Annotated in this window: 15 protein-coding genes; 13 read left to right on the top strand and 2 right to left on the bottom strand. The window is 40.4% G+C overall.

Features of this window, described 5'->3' with window-relative positions; all coding sequences use genetic code 11:
• Positions 1 to 113: 113 nt before the first annotated feature.
• Positions 114 to 9,194: a KxYKxGKxW signal peptide domain-containing protein gene (locus EGX73_RS09220; protein WP_123866897.1), complete on the top strand. Its 9,081-nt coding sequence runs from the start codon at positions 114 to 116 to the stop codon at positions 9,192 to 9,194.
• A 136-nt stretch (positions 9,195 to 9,330) separates the two neighbouring features.
• On the opposite strand, the gene secA2 is transcribed toward EGX73_RS09220, so the two are convergent.
• Both secA2 and EGX73_RS09230 read right to left on the bottom strand, forming a co-directional pair.
• Positions 9,331 to 11,700: an accessory Sec system translocase SecA2 gene (gene secA2 / locus EGX73_RS09225; RefSeq protein ID WP_041119518.1), complete on the bottom strand. Its 2,370-nt coding sequence runs from the start codon at positions 11,698 to 11,700 to the stop codon at positions 9,331 to 9,333.
• A 41-nt stretch (positions 11,701 to 11,741) separates the two neighbouring features.
• On the bottom strand, positions 11,742 to 12,197 hold the full coding sequence (locus EGX73_RS09230) for a hypothetical protein (protein WP_005471818.1): 456 nt from the start codon (positions 12,195 to 12,197) through the stop codon (positions 11,742 to 11,744).
• A 261-nt stretch (positions 12,198 to 12,458) separates the two neighbouring features.
• Between EGX73_RS09230 and EGX73_RS09235 the strand changes: the two genes are divergently transcribed.
• From EGX73_RS09235 to EGX73_RS09280, 12 genes are all read left to right on the top strand, one after another.
• Positions 12,459 to 13,676: a preprotein translocase subunit SecY gene (locus EGX73_RS09235; protein ID WP_041119516.1), complete on the top strand. Its 1,218-nt coding sequence runs from the start codon at positions 12,459 to 12,461 to the stop codon at positions 13,674 to 13,676.
• A gap of 21 nt (positions 13,677 to 13,697) precedes the next feature.
• Positions 13,698 to 14,906 carry an accessory Sec system protein Asp1 gene (gene asp1, locus EGX73_RS09240; RefSeq protein ID WP_253764163.1) on the top strand — a complete coding sequence of 403 codons (1,209 nt, stop codon included), beginning with the start codon at positions 13,698 to 13,700 and terminating at the stop codon, positions 14,904 to 14,906.
• A 5-nt stretch (positions 14,907 to 14,911) separates the two neighbouring features.
• The gene (locus EGX73_RS09245; protein WP_005471832.1) at positions 14,912 to 15,898 is read left to right on the top strand and encodes a helix-turn-helix transcriptional regulator; all 987 of its coding nucleotides are present in this window, start codon (positions 14,912 to 14,914) and stop codon (positions 15,896 to 15,898) included.
• Complete coding sequence (locus tag EGX73_RS16245; RefSeq protein ID WP_253764164.1) at positions 15,895 to 16,116, top strand: hypothetical protein; 222 nt, start codon at positions 15,895 to 15,897, stop codon at positions 16,114 to 16,116. Before EGX73_RS09245 ends, EGX73_RS16245 begins: the two co-directional genes overlap by 4 nt.
• A 41-nt stretch (positions 16,117 to 16,157) precedes the next feature.
• Positions 16,158 to 16,367, top strand: a complete 210-nt coding sequence (locus tag EGX73_RS16250) for a hypothetical protein (RefSeq protein ID WP_253764165.1) — start codon at positions 16,158 to 16,160, stop codon at positions 16,365 to 16,367.
• Positions 16,364 to 16,747 carry a hypothetical protein gene (locus EGX73_RS09255; RefSeq protein ID WP_003127574.1) on the top strand — a complete coding sequence of 128 codons (384 nt, stop codon included), beginning with the start codon at positions 16,364 to 16,366 and terminating at the stop codon, positions 16,745 to 16,747. Before EGX73_RS16250 ends, EGX73_RS09255 begins: the two co-directional genes overlap by 4 nt.
• Before the next feature lie 70 nt (positions 16,748 to 16,817).
• Positions 16,818 to 18,161: a hypothetical protein gene (locus EGX73_RS09260; protein ID WP_253764166.1), complete on the top strand. Its 1,344-nt coding sequence runs from the start codon at positions 16,818 to 16,820 to the stop codon at positions 18,159 to 18,161.
• A gap of 2 nt (positions 18,162 to 18,163) precedes the next feature.
• Positions 18,164 to 18,475, top strand: coding sequence for a hypothetical protein (locus tag EGX73_RS15930; RefSeq protein ID WP_029487190.1), 312 nt, complete (start codon positions 18,164 to 18,166; stop codon positions 18,473 to 18,475).
• Positions 18,476 to 18,540: 65 nt separating this feature from the next.
• Positions 18,541 to 19,476, top strand: coding sequence for an alpha/beta hydrolase (locus tag EGX73_RS09265; protein WP_123866899.1), 936 nt, complete (start codon positions 18,541 to 18,543; stop codon positions 19,474 to 19,476).
• Between the two features lie 42 nt (positions 19,477 to 19,518).
• Positions 19,519 to 19,791: a GNAT family N-acetyltransferase gene (locus EGX73_RS09270; protein ID WP_003127577.1), complete on the top strand. Its 273-nt coding sequence runs from the start codon at positions 19,519 to 19,521 to the stop codon at positions 19,789 to 19,791.
• Positions 19,792 to 20,000: 209 nt separating this feature from the next.
• Entirely contained in the window at positions 20,001 to 20,237 is a 237-nt protein-coding gene (gene secG / locus EGX73_RS09275; protein ID WP_003127578.1) for a preprotein translocase subunit SecG, read from the top strand.
• Positions 20,238 to 20,359: 122 nt separating this feature from the next.
• Positions 20,360 to 21,115, top strand: coding sequence for a carboxylesterase (locus tag EGX73_RS09280; protein WP_003127579.1), 756 nt, complete (start codon positions 20,360 to 20,362; stop codon positions 21,113 to 21,115).

Below are 21,115 nucleotides of genomic sequence, written 5' to 3' on the forward strand. Positions count from 1 at the left end.
CAAAACGTAACTTTTTTACTAGTTATGAAATAATGAATTGTCCTATCTTTTAAAAATAGGACTAGGGGAAGCTTATAAAAATAGTTTTATGAAAGGGGAGAAAAATAAACGTAATGAGTAAAAAGAATAATTATCGAAAGTTGCTACGCTCCAATAAGAGTGAACGCTACAAGATGTATAAAAGCGGAAAACATTGGGTCTATGCAACGATCACTTCTTTTACTGGCATTGCTGGATTGAGTATCACACCAATCGTGGCGCATGCTTCAGAAATCACACCGCCTTTAGATGCAAGCAAAGAAGCAAATGCCGAGAACGTCTTGGCAAATAAAACGAATGCCAAAATTCCTGCTTCATCGACGCAAGAAAGTGAGGCTACTTCACAATCTGAAAGCATGCGTCCATCGGAAAGTTTTTCTGAATCCGAAAGCAACACCCAGTCACAAAGTGCGACAGAGTCAACGAGTGTAACAGAATCACAGAGTATGAGTGATTCAGAAACTGAAAACAATGCTACCAGTATCGAGGCATCTCAAAGTGTTTCTGAATCAATGAGTCTTTCGGAAGAGAAGAGCGGATCTGAATCAGAAAGTTTGAGTATCTCTGAAAGCGCCTCGATTTCTGAAAGTGGCTCATTGTCGTCAAGTGCCTCAGAATCGACAAGTCTATCGTTGTCACAATCGACAAGTGGCTCTCATTCAACTTCAGTAAGTCAAAAGAACCAACCAAAACAAACTGTTTCCGAAAAAAATAAAGTGGAGTCACAAAAAGCACAAGATCTCTTCGATCAATTAGTACCAAAGAAAGTACAAGCGTCGGTTGACACCACGACGAATGCATTAGAAATTGTTGTCAAAGATGGCAAATCACCAAGCACATCTTTGATTCGGGCAGCACAACAATATGCTAGTGCCAATAATTTGATTGCTAGTTTTGCCATCACCACCCAATCAGGGCAGATTGTTAAAATCAATGTTTCTGCGGATCCAGATATGGGCCGAGAAGAATTTGAGCAGGCAATCAACGATGGTAACAAAACCAATTCACCTTCTGGGGTGACGGTTGATGTTCCGGACCAAGTGAAAAATAAGGAATTATACAAGCAAACAGCTATTGCTAATGGCACTTATGCAGCAGTGAATGACTGGGCTACGCTGAAAGCAGCATATGGAAATGCTTCGATTACCTATATTGAGGTAACCGCTAATATTACGGCAGCTACCAATGTGGCTACCCGTGATTTAGGATGGCGGGCAACGAGTGTGATTATTGACGGTAATGGGTTTACAGTCAATATGGCAGGAGCAGCATTTAATGTAGGGACAAGTTCTACAGTTCGCGGTTCTATCTTTACGATCACAGATGTGAATTTGATTCATTGGCAATCAGGTACCAACTCAGGAGACAGTGGCACAGGTAATGCAGATGGAGTGATCGATTCACGATCAGCAACCGGAGGTTATGGGTACTGGTACTTCAATATCAATAATGTGACTCTCGAAGGCCGAGATGGTGTTAGCGGGACAGATACCTCATACCAACCACGACGATTGCTGGATGCAGAGGACAGTCACGTTACTTTATCAGGTAAAGTCATCGCAAATGTCAAACAAGAATTGATGCAAATTGGTGAAGTAGCAATCGCTAACGGAGCCCATGTAGAGTTGAATCGGACAGCTGGTACTACCGGCTACTCCATGTTTTACTATATGGCAATCCGTGGCAATAATGCGAGTGATACAGGATTCAATCACACCTTTAAAGTGGGCGATGGCGCGACAATTATTGGAAACGAGCTAAGTACCTATAACAGCAACAACTATCCCCTTGTCTATTATGGATTTAACTCAATTACTGTCGGAGATGACGTAACTTGGAAACAAGACGGTTTCCAAATGCTACTCGATTTTTCTCGTTACTCGGGAAGTCAATCAAATGACCGAACCGCAACTTTTGGTCAAAATCTGCAAATGACGGCAACTCGTACAGTAGGTTCCAACTCGCTAAACGTCACGAATAGAGCGGTTGTTACATTTAATGCAGGAACGGTACTTGATCTGCAACAATGGAATGCCAACACTGTTGTGAACGTGGCTTCCGGTGCAACAGTTCGCTTTATTTCACCGCGGGCATTGCACTTAGCCCGTCTAACTTCTTCAGGAGCTGTTTCGGCAGGTCGATTGATTACCGGTTCGGGAACATTTGTCATGAATAATTCTCAGATCAGTACATGGCAAGGCAGCAGTAGCCAAACCGCTGCTCCAGAAGGCAACCGTAACTTAAAATTCGTGGAAATGACTATTTCAGGTTCGACAACAACTATTAAAGATACGGCTGGAAATGTTACTACATCTAACATTGTAGACACTTCTACCCGTGAATTAGCGACTGTTGCGATTGCGCCAGGAACCGTAACCGTAAATTATGTTGATCAGTACGGCAATATTATTAAAACTGTTGATATGCCAATTGATCCAGACGTTAATTACATTGGTGAGTATCTTGATTTGCAAACATTGGAGTATGCCAATGAGTTAATGCCTGAAAATTATATGTGGGCAATCGGTACCCAAGTTGCTAGTTCAGCTAAAAATGATGGTCAAAGCGGCGGAGATAGTACGACTAATGCCGATAATGGGGACAGCTATGGGCAAGCGACGGTTGCGATTGTTCCAATGGAGAACACAAATTATACTTATAATATTTATGTATATGGTGTTGCCAATCATTCGGTTCAGTACCAATATGTCGACGTTAAGACTGGTCAAGTAATCTCTTCTGAGTATATGAATGCTGGTACCGAAGCTTCCGGAACAGATAGAATTCCTGCAAACTACGGGAATGTTATCGATTGGACAAATAGTTACTATACTTCGACTAATTTGCCACCAGGTTACTATTATGCAACAGGTGCCGTATTGAATGGCAATGTACAGCCTGGATCTACTACAGTTGGAACTGAAGCGAGTCTGACAACCATTTACGTTGCAGCAGACACACAAACTGTCAATGTAACTTTTGTTAATTCAGATGGCCGTCCATTACAAAACCAAGTTGGCACAGTTGCTATCAATGGGACGACTGGTCAAGAACTAAGCTATTCTGACTTAATCGCAGATTACCTAACTCAAGCTGGTTATTATGCAGATCAAACTGGAACATTTGTTTTTGATAGTACTAGTAATAATGGCAGTACAACAGACAGTGATCAACAATTTATTACGATCACTCTTTATCCATCCTATCAAGAAGTCGGTGTCGTTGGTAATAATCAACCTGAATCAGATCCTGCTACAGGGGAAGCATTTGAGCAAATCCCAGGAACTGTCACTGTTGGAAAATATGGTACTTCCGGTGTTTCAAATGAAAGTTTCACTCTTGGGGTGACAGATGCAGATTTAGAGAGAAATGGGTATATCTATACGGTTACAGGACCAGATGGAGTAGTCTACAATACATTAGCGGAAGCTATGGCTGCCAATCAAACTTTTGATACTACCAGCAATGGAGCATCTCAAACGGATTCTTCGCCACAGATGTTTACGGTCAATTATGAACAAGACCCGGTATCATTGTCTACGTCCGAGTCTATTTCGGGAAGCGAATCATTATCAGAATCCATTGTTACTTCTACTTCTGAGTCAGAAAGTGTTTCTCTTTCTCAATCAATTTCAGAAAGTGACTCATTATCAGAATCGATCTCTGTTAGTGATTCAGAATCAATTTCTACATCAATTAGTGCGTCTTTTTCAGTATCAGATTCAGAGAGCAACTCAGTGTCATTGTCTATTTCAGAAAGTGAATCTGACATGAATGACTCGACTTCTGAATCATTGTCAACATCAATCTCTACTTCAACTTCTTTAAGTGATTCAGAATCGGTTTCGATTTCATTGAGTGACTCAGAGTCAACGTCTCTTTCTATCAGTGAATCTGTTTCGGTATCAGACTCAGAAAGTGGTTCGTTATCTACATCTATTTCAGAAAGCGAATCAATGTCTCTATCAATTTCTATTAGTGATTCAGAATCGTTGTCAGAATCCCTATCTGAAAGTATTTCAACATCTATTTCATTATCGGATAGTGATTCAATGTCAGAAAGCCTTTCGGCATCAGAATCGTTATCTATATCAGCTAGTGTATCAGAGTCTGATTCGGAAAGTGATAGTTCCAGCTTAAGTGCGTCTGTTTCTGGATCATTGAGCAACAGTACAAGTGATTCTGAAAGTTTATCTTTATCAGAGTCAGTATCAGTTTCACTCTCGGAATCACTAAGTGAATCCACGTCACTATCTCTGTCAGAAAGTGACTCAGTATCAGAAAGTATTTCAGCATCAGAATCATTATCTGTCGCTATCAGTGAATCGGATTCTTCTTCCCTCAGTGAAAGCATTAGTTTGAGTGAATCTATTTCTGATTCGTTGAGTGCAAGCATGAGTTTATCCGAAAGCTTATCGGAGTCAGAATCGATCTCAAATTCAATTAGTACGTCGATGTCATTGAGCATTAGCGATAGTAATAGTGAGTCTAGTAGTGAATCAGCCAGCTATAGCGGCAGTACGAGTGTAAGTAATAGCGATTCAACAAGTGAAAGTATTTCTGCAAGTAATTCACTATCAGTAAGTATCAGTGAGTCAACCAGTTTGAGCACATCAATCAGTGATTCATCCTCATTGAGTACAAGCATTTCTAACTCACTAAGTGCGAGCGAATCTGCAAGTTACAGCAGTAGTACGAGCGTAAGTAACAGTGATTCGACAAGTGTGAGTACGTCAGTTAGCGAATCAACATCTACAAGTATCAGTGACTCAATCAGTGCCAGCATATCAACTAGTGATTCTTTATCGGTAAGTATTAGTGATTCAACGAGCTTGAGTACCTCACTTAGTGATTCATCCTCAGTGAGTGTCAGCGTTTCGACATCACTAAGTGCAAGTGAATCAACAAGTTACAGCGGCAGTACGAGTGTAAGTAATAGCGATTCAACAAGTGAAAGTATTTCTGCAAGCAATTCACTATCAGTAAGTATCAGTGAGTCAACCAGCTTGAGCACCTCACTTAGTGATTCATTGTCATTGAGTACAAGTATTTCCGCCTCACTAAGTGCGAGTGATTCTGCAAGTTACAGTGGCAGCACTAGCGTAAGTAACAGTGATTCGACAAGTACAAGTACGTCAGCAAGTGAATCAACATCTGCAAGTATCAGTGAGTCAACAAGCTTGAGCACGTCAATCAGTGATTCATCATCATTGAGCACAAGTATTTCTGCATCATTAAGTGCGAATGATTCTGCAAGTTACAGTGGCAGCACAAGCGTAAGTAACAGTGATTCGACAAGTGCAAGTACGTCAGCTAGTGAGTCAACATCTGCAAGTATCAGTGACTCAACAAGCGTAAGTACATCAATCAGTGATTCATCATCATTGAGCACAAGTATTTCTGCATCACTAAGTGCGAGCGATTCTGCAAGTTACAGCGGCAGCACAAGTGTAAGTAACAGTGAGTCAACAAGTACAAGCACTTCGATCAGTGATTCATTATCAGTAAGCACAAGTATCAGTAATAGTGAATCCGCAAGTGCAAGTACGTCAATCAGTGATTCATCCTCATTGAGTACAAGTATTTCGGCATCACTAAGTGCGAGTGATTCTGCAAGTTACAGCGGTAGTACGAGCGTAAGTAACAGTGAGTCAACAAGTACAAGCACTTCGATCAGTGATTCATTATCAGTAAGCACAAGTATCAGTAATAGTGAATCCGCAAGTGCAAGTACGTCGATCAGTGATTCATCCTCATTGAGTACAAGTATTTCGGCATCATTAAGCGCGAGTGATTCTGTAAGTTACAGCGGTAGTACGAGCGTAAGTAACAGTGAGTCGACAAGCGAAAGTACGTCAGTCAGTGATTCATTGTCAGTAAGCACAAGTATTTCCGCATCATTAAGTGCGAGTGATTCTACAAGCTACAGTGGTAGTACGAGCGTAAGTAATAGCGAGTCCACAAGCGAAAGCACGTCACTAAGTGATTCTTCGTCGCTAAGTACAAGCGTAAGCAACAGTGAATCAACAAGTACAAGTACGTCGATCAGTGATTCATTATCTGTAAGTACAAGTATTAGTAACAGTGAATCAGCAAGTGTGAGCACATCAATCAGTGACTCCATGTCATTGAGCACAAGTATTTCCGCATCGTTAAGTGCGAGTGATTCTGCAAGTTACAGTGGCAGCACAAGCGTAAGTAACAGTGATTCGACAAGTGTGAGTACGTCGATCAGCGATTCGCTGTCTCTAAGCATGAGTATTTCCGCATCATTAAGTGCGAGTGATTCTGCAAGCTACAGCGGCAGCACAAGTGTAAGCAGTAGCGATTCAACAAGCGAAAGTACGTCAGTCAGCGATTCATCCTCATTGAGTACAAGTATTTCCGTATCACAAAGTACGAGTGATTCTGCAAGCTATAGCGGCAGCACAAGTGTAAGTAACAGTGACTCGATAAGTACAAGCACATCGCTAAGTGATTCATTATCTGTAAGCACAAGTATCAGTAACAGCGAATCAGCAAGTGTGAGCACATCAATCAGTGATTCATCCTCATTGAGTACTAGTGGTTTGGTTTCACAAAGTGCGAGCGACTCTGCAAGCTACAGCGGTAGTACTAGTGCAAGTATTAGTGAATCAACAAGTACAAGTACGTCAGTTAGCGATTCGCGGGCTAGTGAAAGTCAAAGTTATAGCAGTAGTACTTCAGCCAGCTTGAGCCTGAGCACAAGTGTCAGCACTTCAGTCAGTGATTCTGCTTCAATTAGTTCAAGTATCAGAAACAGTGAATCGAATAGTATGAGTACGTCAATCAGTGATTCACGTTCTAGTATGAGTGAAAGCTATAGCAGCAGTACTTCGGCAAGTATTAGTCAAAGTACTAGTGACAGTTCTAGCTACAGCAGTAGTACCTCAGCAAGCATTAGTGCAAGCACTAGTGATAGTACAAGTATTAGTAATAGTGCTTCTGTAAGTATGAGCGAAAGTTTGAGTATCAGCACATCAATAAGTGACTCGTTGTCAATCAGTGCAAGCTTGAGCAATAGCGATAGTCTTTCAGAAAGTAGATCATTTGCAAGTGAAAGTCAAAGTTACAGCAGTAGTACTTCTGCAAGTCTGAGTCTCAGCACAAGTACTAGTATTTCATTGAGTGATTCATCGTCAACTAGCATGAGCAACAGTACCAGCTTGAGTACTAACTTGAGTCAATTGACAAGCGACTCGCTTTCCGAAGGGATTAGCTTAAGTAATAGTCTAAGTAATAGTTTCAGTAATAGTACTTCAGCTAGTACGAGTTTGAGCTCAAGTACAAGTCTAAGTGAACAACTATCTCAATCAGTAAGTGCCAGCGAGTCACGGAGTGATAGCGTCAGCTATAGCAGCAGCACGTCAATTAGTACGAGTGAAAGCAGCAGTACTAGCTTGAGCGAATTACTATCTCGTTCAGCCAGTGCCAGTGAGTCGCGGAGCAATAGCTTAAGTCAAAGCACAAGTACTTCCTTTAGCGGAAGCAGCAGTACTAGCTTAAGTTTAAGTGAAATGAACTCTCAATCAACAAGTGCTAGTGAGTCACGGAGTGATAGTGTAAGCAACAGCATGAGCACTTCAATCAGTGATAGCTTGAGTGCAAGTACTAGCTTAAGTGATTTACTATCTAGATCAGAGAGTGCGAGTGAATCGCGAAGTGACAGCCTGAGCTATAGCGGCAGCACATCGATCAGTAACAGCTTAAGTTTAAGCACGAGCCAAAGTGATTTAGTATCTAGATCTGAAAGTGCAAGCGAATCACGTAGTTTCAGCACGAGTGATAGTGCTACCACATCGATCAGCAATAGCGCTAATGCAAGTGACAGCTTAAGTGATCTATATTCAAGATCGAATAGTTCTAGCCTTTCAACAAGTGACAGTACAAGTACCAATGATTCTGTCTCAGCAAGTGCTAGTGAAAGCACTAGCACCTCACAATCAATTAGTACGAGTCTAAGCGAATCGGCATCAATCAGTACGTCGCTTAGCGAAAAACAAGAAGTGATTGAGTCTCAAAGTGTGAGTGCTTCAACAAGTGATTCACAAAGTTCGAGTATAAGTGAATCAGTTAGCGTCAGCATCAGTACTAGCGAAAGCGAGCGGAATAGTACGGTGGTTTCACCTAGCGAATCAACTTCGATTAGTGAAAGTATTAGTACGAGTGAAAGTTTCCGAGATTCTGAATCGGTTAGTGCAAGTGACAGTACAAGTTTGAGTCAATCAATGAGCACTAGCGACCAAGTCTCTGCTTCTGAGAGTATAAGCGACAGCTCCAGCACTCGTGATTCTGAGTCTGAAAGCGCAAGTATTTCTACGGAAGAAAGCCGCAGTTTCAGTACAAGTGAGTCAATTTCTGCAAGTGAAAGCACATCGATTAGTCAAAGCGAAAGTGCAAGTATGAGTGAATCAGCCAGTGAAAGTACAAGTACGAGTGAATCAGCCAGTGAAAGTACAAGTACGAGTGACAGTGAACGTGACTCAATGTCGAATAGTGCAAGTGTAAGTGATTCGAACTCAACAAGTGAAAGTCTAAGTGTGAGTGAATCAGCTAGCGAAAGCACAAGCATCAGTGATAGTGAACGTGACTCAATGTCAAGCAGTGCTGAGACAAGTGAATCTGGCTCTACAAGCGATAGTACAAGTGCTAGCAACTCTGCTAGTCTGAGTGAAAGCTTTAGTGCTTCTGATCGGGACTCCGTCTCTATGAGCGCAAGCGAATCAATCAGCGAAAGTACAAGCGTTAGTGAATCTGCTTCGTTAAGTACAAGTACAAGTGATGTCAACTCTGAAATCGTCAGTGACTATCATAGTAATAGTTTGTCTGAGAGTCTTTCAGAACTACAATCGCAATCAACTAGTCAAGATCATTCACTTTCAGAAAGTGCATCAATCAGCGGATCTACTTCAACTCCTACAAATTCCGAGCAGAATAATGCAACGAACGGAAATACAGGAACGTCACAAGGCAACATAGGAGTGGGGGGACATGCGACTGGAGCCACTCTTCCTAAGACTGGTGAATCTGATGCAAGCGGTAGTCAAATGTCTCTTGCTGGAATTGCCGCGCTGTTAGCTGCGATTGCTTTAATGAAAAAGAAAAAAGATGCAGCAAAGCGTGAAACGGATTAATCAGTTCCTTTCAGTTTATGAAGGGCTGGGATAAATTTCCTAGCTCTTCTAAAATGATAGAAGTGTTACTACTCAATAAAAAAGCGTCACAGTTAGATTTTCCTAACTGTGACGCTTTTTTATTCGCTATAGCCGATTATGGAAATTCAACATCGAATGAACCATCTTCTGTTTTTACCAACTCGGATAATAATAAATTTCTGATTGCTTCTAGATAAATTGCTTCACGCATTTGAGTGAAAGAACGGTGTGCCTCTACTTGAAACTCATAGATGGGACGGTGTTGTCCCCAGTTTCTTCCATTGATGACTGTTTTCAATTGTTGCAAGTTGTCTGATTGTTCGATCCAAAGAGTATCCAACGCTTTTAAAAGAACAATTCGCTTGAAGAACAGCTGCTGGAAACTGTCTGGCATGAATTGCTGAATGTGAGTCAAACGATCTGAAATCAGAGCTAATAAGAATTTTTTGACGGTTCGTTTATTAAATTTATCCAGTTTCTCGATTTCAAAAATATCAAAATTATAGTCCAAATTATTAAAGATGAAATCAAGGATCGCTTGTTTATTTAGATTCTCTTTCTTAGTGATGAATTGATTGATTGCTTCTTCCATGCATTTGTTGAAGATTTTTTCTAACTCAACTGGCGTGCCTGTCATGATACTGTTCCTCATGCTGTACATTTTGTCTCTTTGAATGGTGATGATTGAGTCAAATTCTAGCGTTGTTTGACGTCCAGCAATTTCTTGATTTTTGCGATTGCTTTGAGACTGATTGATCAATTTATTGTATTTTTTCTTTTTTAATGGCTTGAAACCATTGGCTGATTTTTCTTGTTCAGTTAATAGTTCTCGTTCCTGGGCTGCCCATTTAGGTGCACTTTCAACAACGATTTTATCCTCCATGGATACATAAAAAATGCTATCACCAGGGTCTCCTTGACGTCCGGAGCGCCCCCGCAGCTGATTATCGATTCGGTCACTGGTCATTCGTTCGGTTCCAACTACTAACAGACCGCCGTTTTCCCGCGCGTCTTGTTCAAGTTTAATGTCTGTACCGCGTCCAGCCATTGAAGTGGCTACTGTTACGGCCCCTTTTTTGCCCGCTTCTGAGATGATCCAGGATTCTTTGGTCGCTGTTGTAGCATTTAAAAGGTTATGAGGAATTCGATGCTTTAAGAGAATCAGAGAGTATAAAGTCGACATTGAGACCGATCCTGTTTCAATCAGAACGGGACGTTCTTGGATCAAAGCATTTTTTACTGCTTCTAAAGAAGCCATGATCTTTGACTGATTGGTAACATATACGAGGTCCTGATGATCTTTTCGGCGAATGGGTTTATTCGTTGGAATTTCGATTACGTCAATATTATAAGTTTCACGAAATTCGTCAGCGTCTGTTTTGGCTGTCCCGGTCATTCCGGATAAAATCTTGAATTTTCGGAAGAGATTCTGATAGGTAATGGAGCCCATGGATCGGCTTTCCGTGGTGATCTTTACCCCTTCTTTGGCTTCGATTGCTTGATGAAGCCCAGCTTGTAGTTTTGTTCCGATCAACTTGCGCCCATTTGCTTCGTCAAGTAAAAGAATTTCATTGTCTTCCACAACATAGTCTTTGTTTAAGTGCAAGAGATAATTGGCCCGCAAGGCAATGACTAAATGGCGGTAAAGATTTTTCCATTTTTCTGAAAGAATGTTTTCGATACCTAAGTAGTCTTCTGCTTTTTGAATACCTGTTTCTGTAAACCAGGCGTGGCGCTTATTTTCGCTCCTTAGGTAGTCTTTCCCTTCAATCAGGCTCTTTACAAACCAGTCAGATAGCGTAAAAAAGTTGGACTGGACTTTGGGAGCTCCTGAAATGATCAATGGTGTTTGAGCCATATCGAGTAATATTGCATCGATTTCATCAATCAGTACATAATTGAAGTGGGTAACGTATTGTTCATCTGGAGAAACGGCCAAGTTGTCAAACAAGTAGTCAAATCCCAATGCGCTATGGGTAGTATAGACAATGTCTGCTGCATAGACGACCTCTTTGTCGACTTCTTCTCCTTCATCTTCATGTTCGGGGACTCCAGCAGCCACGGTTAGTCCTAGAAAACGATAGACTTTCCCGGTTTCTTCAATATCCCGCAATGCTAAATAGGTATTGGAAGTAATCAAAAAATTTCCTTTGCCTCCCAGACCGTGTAAGTACATCGGCATGGTGGCTGTCAATGTTTTTCCTTCACCGGTTTTCATCTCAGCAACATTGCCATAAAAAAGAGCAATCGCGCCAAGAATTTGGACAAAATAAGGTTCCATTCCTAAGACACGACGGTCTGCTTCGACAACTACAGCATAGGCTTGTGGGAGTATACTCTCTAACTTTTTTCCTAGTTCGAGTTGTTGACGAAAAAGAATAGTTTGCATTTGTAATTCTTGATCCGACAATTGCCGATACTTGTCTGCGAGATTTTGAACCTTTCTCGCTAACCGCATATATTTGCGAAATTTTTTATCTTTCATTTTTGCTGATCCTTCCCCAAAAAATTGATAGTGTTAGCAGATTAATTTGTGTTACTGGCTAATTTAGCACGAATCATTACGTCCTCTAGTTCAAAAAGATAATCCCGCATCAAATCATTGGCTTCTAAAAAAAAGACGATTTTTCCCTTCGGAGCAGCTAGTTTCATTTTTTTGGACGCAATAAGTGGTTCCTTGTTTTGATCAAGCAACGCTTCACCAGAACTTGTTACGAAGTGAAGGGAAAACGTATAGGTTTTGGTGGTGTCCATATTATAGTAGGGAAATTCCCCATGATAGATGGACTCTTGATCAGCTACCTCCAAAGTATCTTCAGTCCGTAAAACGACAGCTTTCAAGTCTAATCTAGGACTAGGTTCATTGTCAGGAGTCCTTGATTCTGCAGTCTGTGTTTCATTATTCGTCAAAGTATCTTTCAAAAAAAAGATACCTCCTAACAGCAAAACAAGAGGTATGATGAGTTCAATTAGTTTCTTCATATGAAATCCTTCTTTTTGGGGATGTTTCTACGGAATTTTCTCCCCTTTTTTTTCCAATCCTCGTCATTCTCAGATGATCATCTAAAAATGAAGCGTTGTTTTCTTATTTGAATTTAAAACGATGATACCACAATGACTAACACCACCTTTTCATTTTTTTTTTCGTTTCAACAAAAAAACAAATAAAAAAGGGGGATTTAAACTTGCTATTATTTTGTTAATCCTTACAGATGAAAAAAGTAAGAAAAATTGGAGATGAAAATGAAGAATCAAAAAGAACTCATTCGTAGGATCATCGCGAGTTTCTTCCTGTTGTTCATCGTTGAGATAGGAAAGCATATTCCGATTTCTTTTTTTATTTCAGAAAAGATACCAGAGGAATCAACTAGCTTGATTCTGAAATTCTTAGCAACATCAACCGGTGGAAATTTCACTGTTCCAACGCTTTTTTCTTTAGGAATGGGACCGTATATGACTGCTCTGATCATCTGGACAACGATCAGCATGATTGATACAGAAAGTATCGGAAATCTTTCCACAAAAAGAATCGGCTATATTCAACGTTGTTTGACTCTTTTATTTGCTGTCCTTCAAAGTTGCGCATTAGTGTTAAAATTTCGTTCATCAATGATCGATCAAAAAGCTGTTGGGGGATCCGTTGTCCTGTTGTTTTTAGGAGCAGTCCTTATTTTGACTGCTGGAGGATTGTTCGTTGCGTGGCTAGCCGATATCAATATCGACAAAGGAATCGGTGGTCAAAGCTTGTTTATCGTTCCAGGTCTATTGATGAACATCCCAGCTATGTTAATTTCGGGACAAACAGAATCCGTCCACTTGAGTCAAAATTTTATGATTGGTTTGGTTATAGTGACTTTAATCTTTATTTATCTAACGCTTTTCCTTTACAGTGCAGAATACCGCATCAATATTGAACGGACAGGTATTGATAGTCGCTTCAACAATTCGTATATTCCCATTCGTCTTTTGCCTGCAGGAGCGATGCCGTTTATGTTTGCGGTAACCGTCTTTTCAATGCCGCAGCTTTTACTCTTGAATGAAAAGTGGGGAGACACAGGCTTTTCGAATTTTATTACGACTTACTTTTCATTTAATAATGTGCGGGGTGTTTTCACTTATGGTCTGATTCTCTATGTTTTAGGTTATGGATTTAGTTTTATTAACGTTCGACCTTACGATATAGCCAAAAATCTTAAAGAGACAGGAGACTATATTCTAAATATTGCACCTGGTAAACAGACGGAGATATATATATTGAAGCGATTATCTACGGTTGCATTGCTTGGCAACAGTTATCTTGTGATCATTTCAATGATTCCGTTATTGATTGGGTTGCAAAATCAGATCATTTCCAACTTAGCTTTTTATTTTGGAAGTATTTTTATGTTGATCATTATTTTAGAAACTATCACAAATGAAATACGCTTCCTCTTTTCCAGACGCACTTACCGGATTTTTTAGAGGATGTTAGGAGGCAATTCTTTGAATTATTTTATTCCCGATTGGACGACCAGCAGCGGCAATTTAGAAAGTGACTACATGATGAATGTCATTCAGCTTTTCAAGAACAATCGAGAACCGTACCACTTATTGTTATTGGAACATATCCCGTTTTTGCGCTATAAAATGCATGCGTATGGGTTAGAAGCAGCTCAGATGACTTCGCTTTACGATCGCTTGCAAGATATTCACAAGATCAATGGGTTTCCTTTAGATGTAGATGACTTGCCTCTTTCTCACAATGTGGAGAAAGTCTATACGCCTTTTGGTATTACGTTGATCAAGGAAGATCAACCATTTGGTGAAATTCGTTTCAATGCTTTTGGCTTTGCGGAACAAATGTATTTAATGACGGACCCTTACCGACAAATTCTCTTCTTCGATGATCGAGGATTTATTTCTGCAAAATCATTGCAGACAGACAATGGGGAACAAGTAAAGAGGATTTACTATAACGAATCGGGAATGGAAAAATGTGTGGAATACTTTGGAGAAAATCCGCATGTTGAGCTGATTGATTCTCAAAGAATTGGACTAAAGAAAAGTCAGTATCGAAGTATGGAGGATCTTCTCTTAGAAATGATGAATCAATTTCAATGGAATAGTGAATCCGAAGATCAACTGATCTGTTTGACAAATGAGCGGAATCTGCGATTGGTCAAAACGAATGAGCAACGAAAGCGAGTGATTCAGATCGTTTCTGATGCTCACCAACTTTCAAAGTGTGCACCAGAGGAAAAAGCAGAATTGTGGGCAGCCGAAAATAAAATTATTACTGATTCCACTAGTAATCAAACAGCGCTCTTGTCTTTAATGAGACATTCCGGTGTCAATGACCCATCTCGTATACAGCGCATACCTATTTACACAACTTCTTTCCATCTAGGCAATAGCAACTCCATTCCGCAGCTGGTTCTTTATTGGAACGCCGGTGAGCTTAATGAAGACGTTCTGAGAATCCATCACTTATTGCTGCAAAAAGTCATTCAAAATGATCGTTATGACTTAATTATCGAAACGACGACATTCCAAAGCGAAGTCGTTTTACGTGAAGCACAAAAAGAAATGGTTGATACTCACTTCCTTGGTTATGTCGATCGTGATCCTTGGATCGTTGGTCTATTCTTTGTTGGAAGCATTACAGAAGTAAAAATTGGAAATAGGTCCTGCATTTTAGAAAAAAGGATTTGAAAAATATGGAAACTAGATTACTAAGCGTTTGTCGATTAATCAGTACGATCAACCCAGACTTAAAGATACCTGATACATCAGTAGTTGCTGTCAATATTGATCGCGAGAAATTAGAAGAAATCCGCAAATGTAAAGGTCTATCTGTTAAGTCTTTTGAAAGAAAGATTGGGTTATCTCGCTCACGATACTATAGGTGGGTACAATATGAAATCGACCTGCCTTTCGAAATGGTTGTTGGAATCAAGAAAATGTTGAGCATATCAGATACCGAATTGTTAGACATGTTTGCTATGTCAACAGATGAACAACTTCATCTATTAAGTGTACTGATTTATAGCTCTTTATCAACGAAAGAGGACATGTTCGTCACCTTTCTCAAAGTCAGAAAAGAGTTAGAAAAATTTCGTCCTGCTACTGAGGATAATGGGATGTTTAAACTTATGCTGGCCTATTCTGACCTCGTGTTCGGCTGTATGAACCAGAAAGTCCCACAAGCAAGTTTAGAGATGCTTGAAACATTTTTTCTCGGAACTGATTTTTATACATTGTTTGATAGTCTCTTATATTTGGCTACGTTGCGCATCAAACATCGCTATGGATTGCAATCCTCTTCTTTAGAAAAACAAATGTTTCTGTTAGAAAGCTGTCTATTAAAGAAAATAAATGCAACTGACTTTACTGAACTGCGACCAGTTTTAGTAGGAGCCGTATTGGATTTGTCGGAATGTTTGGTAGATATGCAACGCTGTGAAGATGCCATTCAATTGCTTCAACATGCGAGTCGTTTAATGGAAGAACATTGGCATATTGATGTCTACAATCAAACGGTTCTAAAGCTAGTCAAATATCTGATCCTTACAAGGAATACTTCGCAAGAAGATCCAGCTGTGCAACTGTTTTCCAAAAATTTGAAAGGTGCAGAATGGTGCTTACCAAAAGATGAAGTGATGTTTGTGCGAGCAATGATGGAAAAGGAGATGGGGCAAGCGTGAATCGGTGGGTGACGACGATCATTGAATCGAATGCAGCAGATTCAGTCAAAAAGGCGAAAGCAGATGTTTGTGACATTGCCAAGGGGATGGATTATCAGCCTTTATATATTTATCGTTATATCGATGAGAATGAAGATGATTACGCACTTACCTCGAGGATTGATGGCATTACACGAAGTATAATGCGCCTCACAAAATTTCATTGTATCTCTCATTAGGCATCCCTGTCATTGTATGGCAACAAGCAGCCATAGCAGAGATGGTACAGAAACTAGGACTTGGGATTGTTATCGCTGGGATTGAAGAAATTGACCATAAATTAGGTGAGTTAACAGATGAAGAAATGCTGCGAATGAAGAACAATGTTCTTTCATTTAGTTGCTTACTGCGATCGGGAATATTTACTAGGACTGCACTAGTGGATTCAGAAGTAAAAATACTCCTAAACAAAGGGGCAAATCAAGAATGACACAATCGATGATCACAAAGAAATTATCCGCAATCGTCCAGATCAGCGAGCTAGACCAGATGCTAGCAGAGATGAATCAAACGATCGAACAACGGGATAGTAAAATTGAGCGATTAAAGCAAATGATCTCAGAAAAAAAACAGTCCACCATTGGGTATCGCGATTTTTTTATTCTGAAGAACAGTCAAGATGAGCTGAGAGATCTCTGTCAAAAAATTGACTTGCAGCGGGTCAAAGTCAATGATCTTTTGGAACATGTACGCAATACAAAAGCGATTTTCAACGATTTGTTTTTTTTAGAAACAGAAGTCAACGAACAGGCGAAGAAAATACAAGAACTGTCAAATGCATTCTTTATTCAAGCGGAGACAAAAGAGTAGCGGCTGAAACAACAACAGAATGTTTGGGGAGCAAGAAATCATGACAAATAGGGAAGTTAGGAGGATTAGTGTGGACAAAATCATTGCATTAGACATTGATGAATTTCGAGTAGGCGTCGTTGGCTATGGTTATCAAGATGTCAGAAGTTCTGTTTATTCAGAAGTCAAAAAAAATAATCTGCAGTATCTTTTAGGAAAGAATAATGAACCGACCCACTCCAAAAACAAAGTTGGGGAACGAATTCTTCTCGGGGGAAGCGAGCAAGAAATTACTTGGGGCTTCGACAAGTTATATAGTCGACGTTCGAAGGCTTACCAAACCTTTGGAAATCCATTGGCAGCCATTGGAGACCAAAATTTTAAGACATATATCAAAACGATACTTTCTTATTTAGTAGAGAAGAGAACCTTGCTTTTCACTGAAATTGCAAAGGATTGCTTTAGCTGCTCATTGTGCATTGGCGTAGCAACAGAAAGTTTTGACCAGCTGGCTGAAATCGAGAGGCAACTGGCAGATGAATTCGAGACAGTCGTTAATGGTACCCACTATCGGATACGAATCGAACGAGTAAAACTGATTCCCAAATCGCTGGCTGTGATTTTTGAAAGTAGACGAAACGATATTCATTTAATGTTAGGCGTTGAAGAAATTCTGGAGGGATTGACTTATGTGTTTGAGATTAATGATCATTATCTAACTTGTGACAGTTATGAAAATGGCGAACTGATCAAAAGTACAAAAGTTACAGACGGCTTGTATGAATTAGCCGGCAACGTAGTACAAGCTTACCAAGAAAATGAGGGAAATCATCCCACGCCAACTTTTGATTTGGATGCTGGGGTAATCTACGATATGCTGGTCACAACGAAGAAGAACAATCCATTTATTGTGACGATCAATGGACGTCAGACCGTCGATTTAACCGAAATCGTTAAAAAAGAGCTGACGGCTTTGACGGATCAATTCATTGATTATGTCAATAGTGATCAGGATGTTCAATATGCGGATACAATACTGATCCGGGATATTTCTGCAGGAACGATCAATGAAAACACAGTGAATCAGGTATTAGCTAAAATGGGGCTATCTTGTAAAGTGTTTAATAATAAAAATGCGCTGGGAATGTATTTATTTGGGGAATTGTTCTGGCAAGACCAACCGAAGACTTCGGCTGATCGCTTTGAGGATAGCCGTCCATCAGCTATGAATCATGGTTTTTCAGAACCGGAAGTGCGTGCAGAATCTGCACCAATCGAAGAGTACGTCGAATCAACTAACCAAATTGATTCCGAGCTATCAGAAGTTACCGAGCAAAAGAGTCATTATCGAAGCTCATCTGTGGAAGCAATTTTTGCAGAACAGTCAGAATTGCTTAAATTCTTGATCAATGATGACAAGGAGCCTTCCATTTAGCAATGAAAAAGAGAATTTTGATCGATAAACGATCAAGATTCTCTTTTTCTTGTGGTTGGATTTTTTTGCTTAAATCCGATACTCGAATAGGGCAAGAATTGGTCATCGGCAATCATCTATCAGCCAAACTGTCGCAGATGAATGAAGGATCATTCTGTGCTTTAATCTTCTTCGGAGGTTTGCTCCTTCTGATTGCTGGTATCTTCAGCTACCGTCACCGTAAAAAAAATCTTTGGGGAAAATCAATTTATCTGGTTCAGAAATGTTTTTTCTCAAAGGTTTTTGATTACTGGTTATTTTATAAGGACACCTAAAATCTGTTTAAATTTTTGGCTCATTTGCTGTGCAGATGGTACACTAGAGTCAAGGGAGGGATCCTATGCTTTGGCTGATAATTGTACTTATTGGACTGATTGCTGGGTTATACTATATTTACCGAACTGCAGTCCTAAAAAAAGGTGTACGTTATTTTGTATCTGCTCTGATCATGCGCAATAACCATTGGTATGAAAAAGAAGGCAGAAAACAACTTGTTCCTTCGGGACAGCGATCACAGGAAGCACCTTCAACTTTCTGGCAAGAAGGGTCCGAATGTACCCTTACTGCAACGGATGATGTTCTGTTACATGCACGGGTCTTTGATCAGTGTGCCAAAACATGGGTGATTTGTCTTCATGGCTATCGCAGTTCTGGACAAGTCGATTGTCAAGATGCCGCGGAACGCTTGTGGCAAGCCGGACACAATGTCTTAGTGCCAGATCTTCGCGGACACGGGCAAAGTGAAGGGCTTCAAATCGGGTTAGGCTGGTTGGATCGCTTAGATCTGATTCTCTGGATCGAGAAATTAGTTGAAAAAGATGCGCAATGCCAGATTTTCTTGTATGGTCAAGGGATGGGGGCCGCAACAGTCCTCTTAGCGAGTGGAGAAGTATTGCCTATTCAAGTTCGAGGATTGATTGCAGACAGCAGCTATACCTCGATCTATAGTTTGATACGAGCCAATTTACCGCGTCTTTCTGGATTACCCGTCAAACGGTTCCTGCGTATGGCAAATCGTTACAGTAAACAATTAGTAGGGTACCCATTTCTACAGATCTCTGTCACACGCCAACTAGGCAGTAACCATTTACCTGTTTTATTTTTACATGGTTCTGAAGATCCATTTGTCTCAGCAGAAGAAACAGACCCATTGATGGAAGCAACTGCTGGGGAAAAAAAACGAGTCATTTTTCCAGAGATGGGCCATCTTCAAGCGGTCACAGAAAGTCCAGAATATTGGCCGACTATTCTACAATTTATCCAGGCAACAGAGTAATAGTGCATTTGAATTTTTTTAACTAGAAAGGAATGTGAAAAAATGGAAATCAAAGAAGAAAACAAACGTTTTGCCTTATACGATGACGGCAAGGAAATAGGAGAAATCACCTGGCAAGAGGCGCCAGACGATGTGTTGGTGGTTGATCATACATTTGTTGATTCTGCGTATCGCGGTCAGAAGTTAGCACAAAAGTTACTGAATGCGGTGGTAGAAAAAGCGCGCCGCGAAGATCGAAAAATCATGCCAGTTTGTTCATTCGCTGTCAAAGAGTTCAAAGAAAAATCAGAATATGATGATGTATTGGCTCGCTGAATTTCGGTAGAAAATGATTGAGACAACAGTCGTGCAACAACGATCTTTATGTTGCTGTACGGCTAGTGTCTTTTTTTGTTCCGGGATTTAGTAGTTGTCTTGTTTGGATGCAGGGAACATCGCCATAGCATCAATAAAATATACTGGAAAAAAGGTCCCGAATGTGGTAGAGTTAAAAGGACGATTCTAGCAAGCAAGGAGGAGCTATCGTGTACAATATATTATTAGCAGCAGTGATTGTGATTTCTGTGATCATGGTTATTACGATTATGATGCAACCAAGCAAACAAAATAGTGCTGCCAGCGCGTTTACGGGTGGAGCAGACCAATTGTTCGGTAAACAAAAAGCGCGTGGATTTGAAGCGGTAATGCAACGTTCAACTGCCATTTTAGGCTTTGTATGGATGGTCTTGCTATTTCTTTTGGCCTATTTGTCATCAAAATAATTGGATGAAATTTGGAACCTCTCGGCTGCGAGGGGTTTTTTCTTTGCCAAAAATCTTATGAACGCATTTATCGTTGAAATCATCGAACTATGGTAGAATTGGACGTGAGGTGAAACGAAGAAATGAAGAATTTTAACCAACCAAAACCAGTGTTTGCTCCCCACGGAGATCGGGCAGTGATTTTGTTCCATGCTTATTCTGGTAGTCCCAATGATGTGCGGATGCTTTGCCGGTTTTTAGAACAAAAAGAGTATACTGTTTATACACCGATGTTTTCGGGTCATGGGACAACAAACCCTGAAGATATTTTGAATCAAGGAATTCAACAATGGCGAGCAGATGCCAAAGCAGCGATTGAATTTTTGAAAGAAAAAGGTTACCAAAAAATTGCTGTGTTGGGATTGTCAATGGGAGGCATCTTTGCCATGAACAGTTTGACACAAGCGGAACCTGCGCTAATCGGTGGTGGGCTATTCTGTTCACCGCTCTTTGAAACAAAGAATGATGTGCCGCGAAATTTTGAAAAATATGCAGAAATGATTCTGCAATACTCTTCTTATTCATCCGAAGAGCAGCAAATGATTTTGGCTCGCGTACCGCAACAAGTCAGAGATCAGCTGCTAGAAATTGAATCGATTGGGCAAGAAACAGCAACTAATCTTGACACGATCGATGTGCCTGTTTTTCTTGCACAAGCAGGAAGAGACCGTATGATCGATCCCCAGACGGTTTTTCGCACAGCAGCAGCATTGTCTCATGTGCCCTACACATTACAGTGGTATCCACATAGTGGACATGTAGTGACTGTCGGCCCAGAACGAAAAAAATTAGAACAAGATGTTTGGGCTTTTCTGGAAAGCCTCGCTTGGGAAGGGTAA

It is taken from the genome of Enterococcus sp. FDAARGOS_553 (genome assembly GCF_003812305.1).
Taxonomy (GTDB): domain Bacteria; phylum Bacillota; class Bacilli; order Lactobacillales; family Enterococcaceae; genus Enterococcus_D; species Enterococcus_D gallinarum.